We start from the raw sequence: 13913 nt of genomic DNA, 5'->3' as shown, positions 1-13913 counted from the left end.
TTGTGTTCTCCGTATCCTTGTGGCGTCTCAGGCGCTTGCGCCGACCGGGGCGCAGGCAGCGGCAACCGCGCGAACATCCAGCGCGCTTCTCGGCAGCGGATTGTTCGGACGCGTTTCGAGCCAGAAGCGGTACAAGGTGTTCTTCGCCGCTTCGAGGCGGTAGTTGCTGGTCGCGCGCATGTCGCTGAGCGGCGCGTAGTCGTTGCCGAGCGCGAGCATCGCGGCCTGCGCGGTGGCTTCGTGCCATTCGGCGTCGCGCAGCACGGCTTCGGCGTGCGTCGCGCGCTTCGGTGTGGCGGCCATGCCGCCGAACGCAATGCGCGGCTCGCGGATCAGGTTGCCGTCGGCGATGAAGGAGAACGCGGCGCACACGGCCGAGATGTCCGAGTCGAAACGCTTCGACAGTTTGTAGGTGCGGAACTGCAGGTTCTTGCGCGCGCCGGTACGGGTCGGCACCTTGATCCCGACGACGAACTCATGCTCGGCCATGTCCTTCTTCTGATACGCGAGGTACAGATCTTCGAGCGGCATTTCGCGTTCGATCTCACCGCCGCGCACGATCACATGCGCGCCGAGTGCGATGAGGCCTGGCATCGAATCGCCGATCGGCGAACCGTTGGCGACGTTGCCGCCGAGCGTGCCGGCATTGCGGATCGGCAGCGATGCGAAGCGTTGCCACATTTCATGGAGTTCCGGATATTGCTTCGCCAGCTCAGCGTACGCCTTCTCGACCGTTACGCCCGCGCCGATCTCGATCCAGTCGTCATTGGTTTCGAGCTTTTGCAGCTCGGCGATCTGGCCGACGTAGACGATGTTGCCCAGTTCGCGCATCTGCTTGGTCACCCACAAACCGATGTCCGTGCTGCCGGCGAGGATGCGGGCGGCCGGTTCGGCTTCCTTGATTTTCGCGAGCGCGTCGACGGTGCGCGGCGCATTGAACTGCTGTCCGGCGTGCTGGTAGTGGAAGGTGTCCTTGCGCTCGAGCGTGGCGAGCGTTTTCGACAGCGCCTCGACGTTGACCGGCGCCTTCGGCGCGGGGGCTTCGAACATGCGCACGGCTGCGTCGACGATCGGACGATAGCCGGTGCAACGGCACAGATTTCCGGTCAGCGCGTTGCTGATCGCTTCGCGTGACGGCACGGTCCTGTTCGCGCAGCTATGTTCGTGGCCGTGCTTTTCGTACAGCGACCACATCGACATCACGAAGCCCGGCGTGCAGAAGCCGCACTGCGAGCCATGGCACTCGACCATCGCTTCCTGCACCGGATGCAGCGAGCCGTCAGGCTGACGCAGGTCTTCGACGGTGTAAAGCGCTTTGCCGTCAAGGGTCGGCACGAACTGGATGCAGGCGTTCACCGCCTTGAAATCGACGCCGCCCGCCTCGTTGCGCTCACCGATCACGACCGTGCACGCGCCGCAGTCGCCTTCGGCGCAGCCTTCCTTGGTGCCCGTGCAATGCGCGTCTTCGCGCAGATACTGCAGGACGGTGCGGGTGACGGGCGCGTCCTTGATCTCGCGGATCGCGTTGCGGTGGTAGAAGCGAATCGGCTCAGTCATGTCTCGTTACTCTCAATGTTCTGTGTCCGTGGGACGTGCTGCGATGATGGTTCGAAAACTATCACCGTCAATAAATACAACCCATAGCGGGGACCGCATGCGGGACATATCCGCAAAACGATATCGAGACGGGTTTAGGGGGCGGTTGACTTATGTTGATATGGCTGGTTTTCCGTATTTTCACAACAATATCGTCTTTATCGCCATTCTGGATCTTGGCCTTCTGATGCATGGCGCACGAAAAGCTCGCCTCCATGGAGATAGAAGCGACCTTTATATAGCTCTGGCACCGTTTTTCGGGTGGTAACGCTATTAAGCAATCCCTGCAAGGGAATCGGTTCCATGGGAAAATCACGCCTTTCCGCCGTTTTCAAGTCTCGTTTTCCCCATGCCCACCGACTCAGCGACACCTCGCAGCGAATTTTCGACGACCATGCAGATCATTCCGGTCGTCTTTTTCACGTTTCTTTGCTACCTGACGATCGGAATTCCGCTCGCGGTGCTGCCGGGCTACGTTCATGACGACCTCGGATACAGCGCGATCCTGGCGGGCGCGGCGATTAGCGTTCAGTACCTCGCGACGCTGGCATCGCGGCCGCTTGCCGGCCGTTCGGCCGACACATTGGGGCCGAAGCGGACCGTGTCGATAGGCTTGCTGGGTTGTGGCGCGAGTGGGGTTCTGTTGCTGCTGGCCGTGTTGTGCGGGCGCTGGCCGGTGCTGAGCCTGGCGTTGCTGGTGTGCAGCCGACTGGTGCTTGGATTCGGCGAAAGTCTGTGCGGGACGGGTGCGATTCTGTGGGGGATCGGCCGGGTGGGCACGAGCAACAACGCCCGGGTGATTTCGTGGAACGGCATTGCAACGTATGGCGCGCTCGCGATTGGCGCGCCGCTGGGTGTTGCGATTGCGCATTCGATCGGGTTCGCCGCGTTGGGCATTCTGGTGATTTTGCTGGCGGGGCTTGGGTTTTATCTGGCGCGGCTTATCGCGCCTGTGCCGATTGTGCATGGCGAGCGGATGTCGTACCGGAGCGTGTTCACGCGGGTGTTGCCGCATGGGATCGGGTTGGCGCTGGGCTCGGCCGGCTTTGGGTCGATTGCGACGTTCATTACGCTGTTTTATGCGGCACGGCATTGGCCCAATGCGGCTTTGTCGCTGACTGTTTTTGGCACGCTGTTTATCGGCGCGCGCCTGTTGTTTGCCAATACGATCAAGGTTTATGGCGGGTTTCGTGTCGCGATTGCTTCGTTTTCGTTTGAGTGTGCCGGGCTGTTGATGTTGTGGTTGGCGCCTGAGCCGCATATTGCGCTTGCGGGGGCTGCGTTGACCGGGTTTGGGTTTGCTTTGGTGTTTCCGGCTCTTGGGGTTGAAGCGGTTGGGCTTGTGCCGCCGGCTAGCCGCGGGGCAGCTTTGTCGGCGTATTCCGTGTTTCTCGATCTCTCGTTGGGGATTACCGGGCCGTTGGCCGGGTATATCGCTGGGGAGTTCGGCTATGCGCAGGTGTTTTTGTTTGCGGCGGTCGCGTCTGCGATGGCTGTTGTGCTGTCGACTATGATGTATTTGCGCAATGCGCGGGCGCCGAATGCGCCTGCGGCGACTTGATTGTTGTTGCCTGGTCGGCGGGTTTTTTGTTGATCTGGAATTTGGGCGGTGCCTTGCTGGGTTTGTGGTTTGGTTTGGCGTTGCCCTTCTGGTCTTTTGGCCTTTCCTTGCTTTGGTAGTGGTCTGTTTGGGTTGGTCTTTTGGCCTTTCCTTGAATTGTTAGTGGTCTATTAGCGTTGCCCCTGTGCGGGGCGGCACCTACTTTTCTTTGCCTGCCGCAAAGAAAAGTAGGCAAAAGAAAGCGGCTCAAACCGCTAATTCTTAAGCGGGTCCCCCGCGCAGTAACGGTAGTGGTGCATCTGGAATCTGTCGCCTCGCACATTCCGCCCAAGTGACAAGGCAGTCATACCTCCGGCGGCGCTGCGCGCACCGATACCCCGTTCATATCGCCACCCCGCTACGGCTTCCACCCCCGATCCGCCCGCTGCGGTTTCACGCCTTGATCCGCCCGCTGCGATCTCGCGCCTTGATTCGCCCGCTGCGGTTTTCGCGCCTCGATTTGTTCGGATTCGGACTCGTCGGCGCATCGCTGTCACCAGGCCGCGGCCTCACTCTCCCGTTTGCCCCGGCTCTCTGCTCGCTGTTGCCCCGCTGCTGCGAGTGCAACCGCGGCAGCGATCGCGATCGCACCGCGAAAGCGAAAGCAAAGCACCGACATTTCCGAATTGGGGGTTGGCCAATCAGAGCGGGGGCATCTCGCCGAGGCGGAGCCGACGGCTCCCGCTGCGCGAAGCGAAGCCGCTGGTTTCCCAGGCAGACCCGTCCGCGACGCACATAGTGCGGAGTGGGAGCTGATGAGCGCCTTGTCGCTAACGCGGAGTGTGCGAGGCGACAGATTCCAGATGCACCACTACCCCCTCCAAGCCAGGGGACCCGCTTAAGAATTAGCGGTTTGAGCCGCTTTCTTTTGCCTACTTTTCTTTGCGGCCGGCAAAGAAAAGTAGGTGCCGCCCCGCACAGGGGCAACGCCAATAGACCACTAACACAACAAGGAAAGGCCAAAAGACCAGCAGCAGAACAGAGACAACTACCACAGCAAGGAAAGCCCCAAAACCCAGACCAACAACAAACCGCCGACCAGGCCCAAACCCTTATTTCCCCTCCGACAACCCTCTCTCAAGCGCCGCCACGCCAGCCGGCAACTCAACCTTAACCCCAAGATCCACCATCGTCCGCCCAAGCGCATGCAACGTGCGAAACAGATTGTGCTCCCGGCACTGCTCCCCCATCTGCCCGATCCGCACGATCGGCAAACCAAACGAACCCGAGATTTCCACCTGATGGTGCCGCGAAATGTGCCCACAAATATCAGCAGGACTCAACCGCTCCGGCACAACAATACCGACCACCGAATTCAACCGGCAAGGCGCCGGCGCATACAACTGCAAGCCCAATGCAGTAATCCCCGCCTGCAACGCCACCGAACACTTCAAGTGCCGCGCAAAGCGCTTCTCAAGCGTCTCGGCGCAAACAAGACGCAGCGCCTCATGCAAAGCAAGCACGCCGGAAACCGGCGCCGTATAGTGATACCCCGCGTTATGCCAGAAATTCTCCGCCAGCGAAGCATCAAGACACCAATGCGCATTCGCCGCCGTACGACCCTTCACACGTGCCCATGCCTCATCCGAAAACGCGATCAGCGAAACACCCGGGATCGAGGACAACCCCTTCTGCCCGCCCGTAATCACCGCATCGATCCCCCACGCATCCATCTCCAGCGGCATCGTGCTCAGCGTGCACACCGCGTCGACAATGACCAGCGCGCCCGCCGCTTTCGCCAGCGCCGCAATGTCCTTCAGGTGATGATTCCACACGGTGTTGGACGTCTCGCCCTGCACCACCGTGACAATCTCTGGCCGCTCGCGGCGGATCGCCTCGGCAACCGCGTCGAGACTCGCCACCGTGCCGTCCTCGACATCGAGCGTGACAACGTGTGCGCCGACTCGCCGACCCATCTCCGCCATCCGCTCGCTGAAAAAACCGTTCCTGATGCTCAGCACGCGCGTGCCTTCCCACGCCAGGTTGGAGATCGCCATTTCCATCGCGGCTGAACCCGGCCCTGCGACCCCCAGCACCCACTTCGAATTCGTCTGGAAGACGTAGCGCGCCATGGTCTTCACCTGGCCAATCACCTTCACCATCGTATTACCCAGGTGATTGATCACCACCGTATTGGCCTTCGCGACCGCCGCGGGAATCGGCACGGGACCGGCGCCCATCATCAGCAACGGTTCTTCGGGAAGAATGGCGTCGAGCGATTCGACCACCGGGCAGGGCACAAGGTGGGAAACGGATTCGGTAGAGAGCGATGATGTCGGCATGATCGGTACGTGAAAGTCAGGACGCAAAGGAACAAGCGGCCCCGCCAGCAGTGACACTGGCGGGGCCGTTCGTCCGATCATTCACCGATCCGCGCGATTGCGCAAGTTTTTTTACTTCACTTTGGTCTTATCGAGCTTCTTGCCGGTTGCCGCGTTATACCGCTCGACATACTCCTCGATCAGCTTGCGCATCGCGCGGCCGATCTGCCGATAGTCCGACTCGTTCAGGTTCGCGAGCGATACCCGCCCCGAGGGATGCTGCGTACCGAAGCCGCGTCCCGGCAACAGCACCACACGCGCCTCGCGCGCGAGGCGGAACAGCAACTCCGACGGCTCGGTGTTCTTCAGCAGCCACTCGACGAACTCGCGACCGAACATGCGCTCGCCGAGGAACTCGATGTCGAGAATCGTGTAGTAATCGACCTGATTCGGATCGCTGTCCTCGAACGAAATACCCACCTCTTCGTACAGCGCCTGCTTGCGCTTGCGGATCAAACGCTTCAACGCGTTCTTATACGCGTCCGGCGTGTCCATCAACGAGAACAGCGAGAACAACACCATCTGCACCTGCTGCGGCGTCGACAAACCGGCGGTGTGATTCAGCGCGACAGTGCGACTGTCGGCGACGAGGCGATCGATGAACTTGAGCTTGTCCGGTTCAGTCGTGATCGATTCATAACGCTCGTGCAGCTGGTTCTTCGCTTCTTTCGGCAACTCGCCAATCAGTTTGTCGAGTACGTTGTCGCGATGCGTCGCGATCACGCCGAGACGCCAGCCGGTTGCGCCGAAATACTTCGAGTAAGAGTACACAAGAATCGTGTTCTTCGGCGCGAGCGCGAACAGCGAGACGAAATCGTCGGCGAAAGTGCCGTACACGTCGTCGGTCAATAGAATCAGATCGGGGCGTTCCTTGACGATGTCGGCGATGTATTGAAGGCTCTCGTCGTCGATCTTCACCGAAGGCGGATTGCTCGGGTTCACAAGGAAGAACGCCTTCACCTTCGGATCGCGCAGCTTGTCGAGTTCCTTCTTCGAATACTGCCAGCCGTTCGCAACGTCCGCCTCGAGATTCACGACGTTGAGCTGATAGTCGTTGAGACGCGGAATTTCGATGTACGGCGTGAAGATCGGCAAGCCAAGCGCGATCGTGTCACCGGGCTTGATCAGGTGATTCTCGCGCATCGTGTTGAAGATGTAAGTCATCGCCGCCGTGCCGCCTTCCACCGCGAACACGTCGAATTCGCCGACAAACGGATGGTTGCCGATCATCTCCTTGCGCAGATACTGCCCAACGATCAGTTCGGACAACTTGAGCATCCGGTCCGGCACCGGATAGTTCGAGGCGAGAATGCCCTCGCACATTTCATAGAGAAAGTCGCCCGCGGAGAGCCCGAGCTGATCGCGCACATACGACACCACACCACGCAAAAAGTCGATGCCCGGTACGCCCTTGTTTTCGCGCAGGAACAGATCGAAGCGCTCCGTGAGCCCTTCGCGACGCGGGAACCCGCCCACGCCTTCCGGCATATAGGCAAACGAACGCTCCGACTCGCGCATCGCGAAGAGACCAAGCTGCCAGAAGCCGTGGCGCGGAATCGTCGCGAGGAAGTTCGGGTTGCCGCGGCCGGCGTTGAGCATCGACGCGTTGGCGGCACGCTCTACCGCGCCGCCGCCGGCGGCCTTGATCAGTTCGTCCTTGAGTTCGAACGGGCTGAGCGCCGCGAAGCCGGCTTGAGCCATGTCGCCTTGTTTCTTGCCGCTTTTCTCTTTTGCCATGATGCGTTCTCCAGTGTGCAAGTGAATGACGCCGGCCTCGCGTGTGAAACTTTCAGTTGAGGCAGGCGTTAGAGAGATCGATAAATGCGTGCGCTAAACCGGGTTAAACCAGCCCGACCACGAGCGGTCCGAGCAACGTCAACGCGACGTTCGCAATCGCATAGGTGATCGCAAACGGCACCGTCGGCACGGCGCTTTCCGCCTTGTCGAGCACGCCGCCAAACGCCGGATTGGCACTGCGCGAACCCGAGAGCGCGCCAGCCAGAATCGCCGCGTTCCTGTAGCCAAGTACGTAGCGGCCGAACAGCATCGTCAGAAGCAGCGGGAACAAGGTGACGAACACGCCGAGCAGGAAAATCGTCATGCCGCTCTGCTTGACCGTTACGACCGCCTGCAAGCCGGAGTTCAACCCGACCACCGCGACGAACGCCGCGAGACCAAAGTCTTTCAGCAATTGCGAAGCCGCTGTCGGCATCGCGCCGTACATCGGATGTTTGCCGCGCATCCAGCCGAACAGCAGACCGGCCAGCAGACAGCCGCCGCCCGAGCCGAGCGTGAGCGGAATGCCGGCCACGTTGACGACGATCAGCCCGATCAGCAGACCGAGCACAAGGCCGACGCCCATATAGATGAAGTCGGTCTTGTTGCTGTACGGCAGTTCATAGCCGGCTGCATCGACGGCGCGCTTGGTGTCTTTCGGCGAACCGTAGAAGGTGATCACGTCGCCGTGTTCAAGCTTGGTCTCAGGCAGAATCGGCAGCGGCTGGCCGGCACGCGAAGCACTCTGGATAAAGACACCATGGCGCAAATCGCGGTCCACCACCTCACGTGCCGCGGCGATCGTCGTGTGATTCATGCCTTTGCGCGTGAACACGCCCTGGCGCGTCTGCATCACGACGCCACTGTCCTCGACGTTGGCAATTTCATTGCCGTTCGCACCGAAGGCGACCACCGCCTCGCGACGGCCCACCACCAGCACTTCGTCGTTGGGTTGCAAGATCAGGTCGGGCGTCGGATCCAGGCTCTTGCCGTCGCGCTTGATCCGCTCGACCGTCAACAGGTCCTGATGCAGGGTCTCGACGGCCTTGACCGTTTTCCCCGCACTGACATCGATCCGGTACGCACGCCCCACCAGTTCGGGTAACGCACTAATTTGCCCCGCGCTGAGGGACGGCGTACCCGCGGACAGTTCACGCTCCGCTTCGATCGACGCCTCGCGCAAGCCTTGCCCCATAAACTTCGGCAGGATGTTCACGCAGACGATGATCGCGCCGAGCGAGCCGAACACGTAGGTCACGGCGTACGCGATGGCGACGTCGGATTGCAGCGACTTGACCTGATCGGCGGGCAGACCGAGACGCGCGATCGCGTCGCCGGCCGTGCCGATAATCGCCGACTGCGTCAGCGCACCACCCGCGAGCCCCGCGGCGAGGCCCTTGTTCAGATGGAACAGCTTCGCGCACACCACCACGGTGATTAGCGCGGAGACGGCGAGAAACACCGCCATCGCGATCTCACGCAGCGTCTTGCGGTTCAGGGAGTTGAAGAAGCCCGGCCCGGAGTCGTATCCGACCGCGTAAATGAATACGGCGAACATCACCGATTTCACGCCGTTGTCGATCGTCACACCGGCCTGACTGATCACGACCGCGGCGAGCAACGAACCGCCCACGCCGCCTAGCTGGAATTTACCGAAGTTGATCTGCCCGATGAAGTAACCCGCTGCAAGCGACAAAAACAGCGCAATCTCGGGTGATTTCTGAAAAATGTGATGTAGCCAGTCCATCGTGCCCTCGCTGGATAGTTTGCGATACTGAGTACTGGGTGCTGCATGTGCAGACGGACCTCACGGCATCCGCATGCGGTCGACCGCGCGCCACGCCGCGCGCAGTCCATCTGCCCGGCTAGCCAAACTTCCCGGCAAGGCCGACGACGATCGGCCCCATCAACGGCAACAGAATGTTCGAGAGTGCATAGGTGATCGTGTAGCCGATCACGGGCGTCGAGTTGCCGGTCACGCCGACCAGCGCGCTGATCGCCGGCGTACTGCATTGCTGACCGGCAATGGCGCCGAGCAGCATGGGCGTTTCGAGCTTGAGGAACACGCGGCCGATCCACAGCGACAGCAGACCGGGCACGAGCACCATCAGAATGCCGGCGACCGGCAACGCCAGACCGTATTCGCGCACCAGCTTGATGGCGTCGGGGCCGGCCGACAGTCCGACGGCAGCAATGAATGTGGCAAGCCCGAAGTCCTTGAGAATTTGTGCGGCGGCGGAAGGCAGCGAGCCGATTAACGGATGGCGCGAACGGATCCAGCCGAACAGCAGCCCTGAGAGCAGGCAGCCGCCGCCTGTACCGAGCGCGATCGACACACCGCCGATACGCCCGCCAAGGTGACCGATCGCCATGCCGAGCAGCACGCCGAGGCCCAGATAAACGAAGTCGGTTTTCTGGGTCGCGGGGAGCACGTAGCCCAGATGCCGCGCGCCGCGCTCGACGTCGGCCTTCGCGCCCACCAGCGTCAGTACATCGCCGCGATTGAGTTCAGTGCCGGGCAACGCGGGCACCGTCGTTTCGAGCCGCGTGACGGCCGCGATATAAACGCCGCGCCCCTCTTCCGGCTTCGCCCGTTCGCGCACCTGCGCGACCGTCAGACCCTCTGCCTCGCGGCGTGTCAGCACGACGTCGAGCTTCTCCGCAATGAGCTGGCCGAAGCCGGCGTCCGCCACTTCTTCGCCGAGGCCGGCAGCCGCGGTCACGATCGCTTCGCGCCGCCCGGCCACCAGAATCACGTCGTCGTCTGCCAGCACTAGTTGCGGCTCGGCCGGCACCTCGGCGCCATTGCGCCGGACCCGCTCGACGGTGAGGTTGAAGCCGTAAGTCTGTTCAAATGCATGGATCGTGCCGCCCGCCGCCGCACCCACCCGGAACGCACGGCCGACCAGGGCCGGCGCCGCGGCCCGCTGACCCTCGCCGAAGGCGCCGTCGCCACCCAGCTTGTGCCACACGCGCTCGGCTTCTTCGCGCAAATTGACGCGCAGCAGCAGCGGCGCGAACTGGCTGGTGAACAGGACGATGGTGATCAGGCCGAACAGGTAACTCACGCTGTACGCGGTCACGATGTTGGCCTGCAAGCGCAAGGTCTCCGCGTCGCCGAGGCCGAGCTTGGCGATCGCCTCCGAAGCGGTGCCGATCACGGCCGATTCCGTCGCGGCGCCGGCCAGCAGGCCGGCCGCCGTGCCGGCGTCGAGCCGCATGGCAAAGACGGCGATCATGATCAGCACCAGCACCGACACGATCTCGACCACCGACAGCAAGCCGTAACGCCATCCCCGGCCAATATTGGCGAAGAACTGCGGGCCACCGGTGAAACCCAGCGCGAAGATGAACAGCGCGAAGGCGATGTTCTTCAGATCGGGCGCCAGCCGCGCCCCTGTCTGACCCAGCAGCAAGGCCACGATCAGGGTGCCGCACACGCCCCCGAGCTGGATTGGCCCCACGCGAAACGACCCGATGAAGTACCCGATTGCAAGACTTGCGAACAGCGCGATCTCCGGTTGAGATCTCAGCAATTCACCGATCATGTTGGCTCGCCGATTTACGGTTTATTAACAGAAAGTTGAAGAATCTCTCTCTGGGATTCGAAGCGAATTCGATCCGGGTCTTCACGACCCGAAAATGACGCATCCGGCATAACCGGTTTTCATCAAATCGAAATTTATGGCAATGACATGACGCTATGGGCGTCACAATAGATATGCCGCAATGCAATGAAGGTAGCGAAACGCTCTACGGTAAGCTTGACGGTCACGCTTTCCTCGCGAAGTTTGCCTGATGCCCAGACACAAACATAGTCTATGGATGGCCGATTTTCAGCACGATATCTTCATGCTTTTTTGGGATTGCTTTTTTAATAAATATTGTAGTTCGGCATCGCTGTCAATATTATTTTCAATTACGGCCGCTTTTGCTTCGCAAAAGATGATCTTTAGTAAATTCGAAACGTATTGCGAACTGCGCATGCAAGCGGCGTCCATTAGGCTATAGGGTCGATATACTGTCCTGCCCGCCTGCCACGCAGTGAGTCCATTTGCCGCACCGGCACGCTTTCTTCGGAGCCATTCATGCGCATGATTCTGTTCAGCAGCCGCCAATACGACAGCGATACGTTCGCCGAAGCGAACGGCACGCATCGCTATGAACTGCACTTCCAGGAATCGCACCTCGACGTCGAAACCGCGATCCTCGCGCAGGGCTATGAAGTGGTCTGCCCATTCGTCAACGACAACGTCGACGCCGCCGTGCTGGAACATCTCCATGCCGGCGGCACGCGCATGATCGCGCTGCGCTCGGCGGGCTTCAATCACGTCGACCTGGCCGCTGCCGAGCGTCTCGGCATAACGGTTGCCCGGGTGCCGGCCTACTCGCCGCACGCGGTCGCCGAGCATGCGGTCGGCCTGATTCTCGCGTTGAACCGGCGCTTGCCGCGTGCGGTCGCGCGTACCCGTGAAGGCGATTTCTCGCTGCATGGGCTGCTCGGCTTCGATCTGCACGGCAAGACCGCGGGTGTGATCGGCACCGGCATGATCGGCCGCGTATTTGGTCGCATCATGGCGGGCTTCGGCATGCAGGTGCTGGCTCATGACCCCGGCACGCCGGCCGAGGATCTGCTCGCGCTCGGCGCGCGCTACGTGCCGCTCGACACGCTGCTGGCCGAAAGCGACGTGGTCAGCCTGCATTGTCCGCTGGTGCCCGACACGTACCATCTGATCGACGGGCCCGCGTTGGCGAAGATGAAGCGCGGCGCGATGCTGATCAATACCGGGCGCGGCGGCCTCGTCGAAAGCAATGCGCTGATCGGCGCGCTGAAGGATGGCCAGCTCGGCCATCTGGGGCTCGATGTGTACGAGGAAGAAGGCGGCCTCTTTTTCGAAGACCACTCGAACCTGCCCCTGCAGGACGACGTGCTGGCACGCCTGTTGATGTTCCCGAACGTGATCGTCACCGCGCACCAGGCGTTCTTCACGCGCGAGGCGATGAACGAGATCGCGCAGACCACGCTCGAGAATGTCGCGGCATGGCAGGCCGGCACACCGCGCAATGTCGTGCAGGCACGAAGTTAAGCGCTGCCGCCGCCATCTACCGTAGTCGGGCGAATCGCCGTGCGGGCGTCGTCCGCTGCGCCGCAAATCTCGCGCAGCAAGGCCGCCTCGCGCTCGTGCACTTCCACCGGAAACCAGCGCGCGCCCGCATCGGCCAGATAGCGCGCGCGATGCTGCCCATTGCGAAACGCCACCACGCCTTCGCGCTCGAGACCGACCCAGCCCAGCAAACCCGGCGCGCGACGCGTCGAGATCGTCACATACGGCATCTGCGGAATACGCGGATTGTCCGGATCGAGAAACTCGCGAATCCCGCGCACTTTGCCCGCATGCCATTCGGCAACCGGCTTGAGCACGTAATCGGTGTTGTCGCGATCCGCGCACTCCAACAGCTTGCGAGCATCGACCATGACCACTTGATGGCGCGTGCCGTCAGCCACAAAGACGCGCTTCAGGCGCACATGGTCGTACCATTGATGGTCATGGAGGGGTACGGTCCAGACCGTCTCCGCACAAGCCGGCACAGCTTCGGGTGATGAATTGGACAAGGACAAAGGCAAGCTCGAAAAGCTAGCTGAAATCCGCCAGCGCGTTAAAAGAGCGCTAACGCTACGACCCGATTGTGAAAGACGCATGACAACCATCGGGATTAAGCGCAGCGCATGAGCACACTGACTGGATCAGCGGCCGGCCACCGCCCTCAACGGAGACAACGATGATAACGACGCAACATTTGAATGAGCATGTGCGCATCGAAGCCAACGAAGACACCGGCGTCGCCACCATCGTGCTCCAACGGCCCGCGCGGCGCAATGCCGTCGATCGGCCTACGGCGCAAGCGCTCAGCGAAGCCTTCGTTCGTTTCGAAGCGGAGCCGGCATGGCGCGCGGCCGTGCTGTTCGGCGCGGGCGGCACCTTCTGCGCCGGCGCGGACCTCACCGCGCTCGCCGACGAGAGCCGCCGCAATGAACTGCACGCCGACGGCAGCGGACCTGGTCCGATGGGCCCGACGCGCATGAGCTTCAGCAAACCGGTGATCGCCGCGATCGCCGGCCATGCGGTCGCCGGCGGCCTCGAACTGGCCGCGATGTGCGATCTGCGCGTGGTCGAGGAAGATGCCGTGCTCGGCGTGTTCTGCCGACGCGTCGGGATTCCGCTGATCGACGGCGGCACGGTCCGCTTACCGCGTCTGATTGGCCTGTCGCGGGCGCTCGATCTGATTTTGACGGGCCGCGCGGTGGAGGCGCAGGAAGCGCTCAGCCTGGGGCTGGCCAACCGCGTGGTACGCAAAGGTGAAGCTCGCGCGGCGGCGGAACAACTGGCCGCTGAACTGGCGGCCTTTCCGCAGGCCGCGCTGCTGGCGGACCGCCGCTCCGCGCTCGAAAACAGCACGCTCGAGGATCTTGCCCTCGCGTTGCAACGCGAAGGTGCCGGCGGCTATCAGGCCGTCTTCGAAGAAGGCGTCGCGGGCGCCGCACGTTTCACCGAAGGTGCCGGCCGTCATGGCGGCACTTTCAAATCAGACGAAAGCGCGCCATAAAACTGCGTTACTGT

At 61.8% G+C, this 13913-nt stretch carries 9 protein-coding genes; 3 read left to right on the top strand and 6 right to left on the bottom strand.

Features of this window, described 5'->3' with window-relative positions:
- Nucleotides 1–27 precede the first annotated feature (27 nt).
- Complete coding sequence (gene xdhA / locus AC57B6_RS33455; RefSeq protein ID WP_106355955.1) at nucleotides 28–1557, bottom strand: xanthine dehydrogenase small subunit; 1530 nt, start codon at nucleotides 1555–1557, stop codon at nucleotides 28–30.
- 388 nt (nucleotides 1558–1945) lie between these two features.
- On the opposite strand from xdhA, the gene AC57B6_RS33450 reads away from it, so the two are divergent.
- Nucleotides 1946–3157 (top strand): MFS transporter, encoded by a 1212-nt coding sequence (locus tag AC57B6_RS33450; RefSeq protein ID WP_030102008.1) that lies wholly within the window; start codon nucleotides 1946–1948, stop codon nucleotides 3155–3157.
- A 1091-nt stretch (nucleotides 3158–4248) separates the two neighbouring features.
- Here AC57B6_RS33450 and AC57B6_RS33445 read toward each other — a convergent pair.
- The 4 genes from AC57B6_RS33445 to aspT (AC57B6_RS33430) form a co-directional block, all read right to left on the bottom strand.
- A complete protein-coding gene (locus AC57B6_RS33445) occupies nucleotides 4249–5478 on the bottom strand; it encodes a pyridoxal-phosphate-dependent aminotransferase family protein (RefSeq protein ID WP_028198782.1) in 1230 nt (409 codons plus the stop codon).
- A gap of 111 nt (nucleotides 5479–5589) precedes the next feature.
- A complete protein-coding gene (locus AC57B6_RS33440; RefSeq protein WP_030102010.1) occupies nucleotides 5590–7254 on the bottom strand; it encodes a bifunctional aspartate transaminase/aspartate 4-decarboxylase in 1665 nt (554 codons plus the stop codon).
- Between the two features lie 103 nt (nucleotides 7255–7357).
- Entirely contained in the window at nucleotides 7358–9040 is a 1683-nt protein-coding gene (gene aspT, locus AC57B6_RS33435) for an aspartate-alanine antiporter (protein ID WP_496422938.1), read from the bottom strand.
- A 118-nt stretch (nucleotides 9041–9158) separates the two neighbouring features.
- Nucleotides 9159–10841, bottom strand: coding sequence for an aspartate-alanine antiporter (gene aspT / locus AC57B6_RS33430; RefSeq protein ID WP_046566681.1), 1683 nt, complete (start codon nucleotides 10839–10841; stop codon nucleotides 9159–9161).
- A 540-nt stretch (nucleotides 10842–11381) separates the two neighbouring features.
- Here aspT (AC57B6_RS33430) and AC57B6_RS33425 point away from each other — a divergent pair.
- On the top strand, nucleotides 11382–12380 hold the full coding sequence (locus AC57B6_RS33425; protein ID WP_106355958.1) for a 2-hydroxyacid dehydrogenase: 999 nt from the start codon (nucleotides 11382–11384) through the stop codon (nucleotides 12378–12380).
- Here the strand turns inward: AC57B6_RS33425 and AC57B6_RS33420 are convergent.
- Nucleotides 12377–12994 (bottom strand): plasmid fertility inhibition factor family protein, encoded by a 618-nt coding sequence (locus tag AC57B6_RS33420; protein WP_106355960.1) that lies wholly within the window; start codon nucleotides 12992–12994, stop codon nucleotides 12377–12379. The two genes, AC57B6_RS33425 and AC57B6_RS33420, sit on opposite strands and share 4 nt — an antisense overlap.
- Nucleotides 12995–13074: 80 nt before the next feature.
- Between AC57B6_RS33420 and AC57B6_RS33415 the strand changes: the two genes are divergently transcribed.
- On the top strand, nucleotides 13075–13899 hold the full coding sequence (locus tag AC57B6_RS33415; protein ID WP_496422937.1) for a crotonase/enoyl-CoA hydratase family protein: 825 nt from the start codon (nucleotides 13075–13077) through the stop codon (nucleotides 13897–13899).
- Nucleotides 13900–13913: the final 14 nt, after the last annotated feature.

This window comes from Paraburkholderia sp. BGA-UO-ETr-F12, from assembly GCF_059567945.1.
The sequence above is the reverse complement of the archived record's forward strand: the minus strand, read 5'-3'. Positions and strand labels throughout refer to the sequence as shown.

What these genes read in the sequence shown, in the direction of transcription:
- xdhA (WP_106355955.1), bottom strand. Translation starts at nt 1,557, where the DNA reads ATGACTGAGCCGATTCGCTTCTACCACCGCAACGCGATCCGCGAGATC.
- AC57B6_RS33450 (WP_030102008.1), top strand. Translation starts at nt 1,946, where the DNA reads ATGCCCACCGACTCAGCGACACCTCGCAGCGAATTTTCGACGACCATG.
- AC57B6_RS33445 (WP_028198782.1), bottom strand. Translation starts at nt 5,478, where the DNA reads ATGCCGACATCATCGCTCTCTACCGAATCCGTTTCCCACCTTGTGCCC.
- AC57B6_RS33440 (WP_030102010.1), bottom strand. Translation starts at nt 7,254, where the DNA reads ATGGCAAAAGAGAAAAGCGGCAAGAAACAAGGCGACATGGCTCAAGCC.
- aspT (WP_496422938.1), bottom strand. Translation starts at nt 9,040, where the DNA reads ATGGACTGGCTACATCACATTTTTCAGAAATCACCCGAGATTGCGCTG.
- aspT (WP_046566681.1), bottom strand. Translation starts at nt 10,841, where the DNA reads ATGATCGGTGAATTGCTGAGATCTCAACCGGAGATCGCGCTGTTCGCA.
- AC57B6_RS33425 (WP_106355958.1), top strand. Translation starts at nt 11,382, where the DNA reads ATGCGCATGATTCTGTTCAGCAGCCGCCAATACGACAGCGATACGTTC.
- AC57B6_RS33420 (WP_106355960.1), bottom strand. Translation starts at nt 12,994, where the DNA reads ATGCGTCTTTCACAATCGGGTCGTAGCGTTAGCGCTCTTTTAACGCGC.
- AC57B6_RS33415 (WP_496422937.1), top strand. Translation starts at nt 13,075, where the DNA reads ATGATAACGACGCAACATTTGAATGAGCATGTGCGCATCGAAGCCAAC.